Source organism: Nocardia farcinica (genome assembly GCF_029867845.1).
GTDB lineage: Bacteria > Actinomycetota > Actinomycetes > Mycobacteriales > Mycobacteriaceae > Nocardia > Nocardia farcinica_A.
This window is the reverse complement of sequence record NZ_JARWRU010001036.1, coordinates 1-1956: the sequence shown is the minus strand read 5'-3', so window position 1 is coordinate 1956 and position 1956 is coordinate 1. Positions and strand designations below refer to the sequence as shown.

The 1956-nt window shown below is 73.0% G+C and carries 2 protein-coding genes and 1 pseudogene; 1 reads left to right on the top strand and 2 read right to left on the bottom strand.

Annotated features, from left to right (window positions below):
* A pseudogene (locus tag QH283_RS22955) lies at positions 1 to 390 on the bottom strand (glycosyltransferase); the annotation flags it as partial.
* A 64-nt stretch (positions 391 to 454) separates the two neighbouring features.
* On the bottom strand, positions 455 to 1162 hold the full coding sequence (locus QH283_RS22950; RefSeq protein WP_280505019.1) for a PIG-L deacetylase family protein: 708 nt from the start codon (positions 1160 to 1162) through the stop codon (positions 455 to 457).
* 133 nt (positions 1163 to 1295) lie between these two features.
* Between QH283_RS22950 and QH283_RS22945 the strand changes: the two genes are divergently transcribed.
* Positions 1296 to 1889 (top strand): peptidylprolyl isomerase, encoded by a 594-nt coding sequence (locus tag QH283_RS22945; RefSeq protein WP_280505018.1) that lies wholly within the window; start codon positions 1296 to 1298, stop codon positions 1887 to 1889.
* Positions 1890 to 1956 lie beyond the last annotated feature (67 nt).

Here is a 1956-nt window from a genome sequence, read left to right as displayed (position 1 = left end):
CGGCAGCCCCTGCGCGGGCCGGTACCGCGGAGGCGGGGACAGCCCCCCCCCCGGCACCCCGCGCGGTGCGGCGGCCATGCCGCCGCCCGCGGTGAGCACGTCGGAGACGACCAGTTCGGGCAGCATGGCGCCGAGGTCGGGCAGGATCTCGGTCGAGATGTGCGCGGCGCGTTCGTGGATGCGCTGTCCGGCGTCGGTGTCGTCGTCGATCGCCCTCGGCGCCAGCCCTTTCAGCCTGCGCACCGGAATGCCCGCGTTCCTGGCCGCGTCGAACCAGCGTGGGCCGGTGAACAACACCGGCTCGTCTCCCGCGGCGAGGAACCGCTCGCACAGCGCGAGCGCAGGGAACGCATGGCCGGGATCCGGGCCGGCGACGACCGCAACACGCATCGCCTCAGACTGCCACACCGCAGGGGCGGGCACCGGGCACACCCCTGAGGCGGGCCGGACGGGCTCAGACGAAGGTGAACAAGCGCACCCCCACGGCCCGATCGGCGGGGAAGCCCTCGATCGGGGCGGTGGCCATGTCGACGACGGCGCGAGCCTGCTGTTCCACCGGCTCCGGGCTCAGCGCCTCCAGATACCGCCGGTGCGCCGCGAGCGAGAGCACCGCCCGCTCCACGGTGTCGGTGACATCGACCGCGTGGGTGGGGCCGGGGCCGGTGACCGCGGCCCAACGCGCCTGCCACGGTTCGAGATCGGCGAGTTCGGGGAAGATCCATTCGTTGGCCGCGTCGGCCACCGCGTCCAGGCCACAACGACCGACCGCCCGGTGGTCGGCGCTGTTGAGCCGGCCCGTCGCCCAGGTGTCGTCGAAGTTCAACAGCACCACCATCTCCGGGCGGTGCCTGCGGATGGCGGCGGCCAGATCCCGGCGCAGGCGCAGATCGGCCTCGACGCGCCCGTCCGGGTAGCCGAGGAATTCCACCTCGTTCACGCCGACCAGCGCCGCGGAGGCCAACTGCTCGCGCTCGCGCAGCGGGCCGGATTCGGCGGGCGGCAGACCGGCGATGCCCGCCTCGCCACTGGTCACCAGGACGTAGCGGATGTCCTTGCCCTGCGTGGTCCAGCGCGCGACAGCGGCGGCCGCCCCGTATTCGATGTCGTCGGGATGAGCGACGATCACCAGACCGCGCTGCCAGTCCTCGGGTATCTGCTCCATGCACCCCATTGAACCTCCATGCGGTTCATCGAACACCGCACCACCGCACACCGGCCCCGTGTCCCTGGGCGCCCGTCCGCGCCCGCACCGGCGCCGACCCGGTGAGCAACCGCACAGCTCATGAGGTAGACACATGCGCATGATGAAGCTCACACGTGCCGCGGCGGTCCTCGCGCTGGCGTTGTTCACCCTCTTCGTCCCGGCTCCGCTGACCGCGCCGTCCGCGCACGCCGACCCCCTGCCCCGGGTCTACCTCGACCTCGCCGTCGGGAATGTCCCGGCAGGCCGGGTGGTGATCGAGTTGCGCACCGACGTGGCACCGCGCACCGCCGAGAACTTCCGGGCGCTGGCCACCGGCGAGCAGGGCTTCGGCTACCGGGGTTCGGCCCTGCACCGGGTGATCCCGGGTTTCATGGCCCAGGGCGGCGACTTCACCAACGGCGACGGCACCGGTGGCACCAGCATCTACGGACCGACCTTCCCCGACGAGAGCTTCGAGCTGCCCCACGACCGCGCCGGCCTGCTCAGCATGGCCAATCGCGGACCCGACACCAACGGCTCGCAGTTCTTCATCACCTTCGACGCCACCCCCTGGCTGGACGGCAAGCACGTCGTCTTCGGCTCGGTGATCGAGGGGCTGGAGGTGGTCCGCACCGTCGAGCAGGTGGGCACCGAGGACGGCACCACCCTGCTGCCGGTGACCGTCACCGACAGCGGTCAGCTCTGAGCCGCGGGGGGGGGGGGGGGGGGGGGGCCGCCCCCCCCCCGCCCCCCCCCCCGGCGGGGGGGGGGCG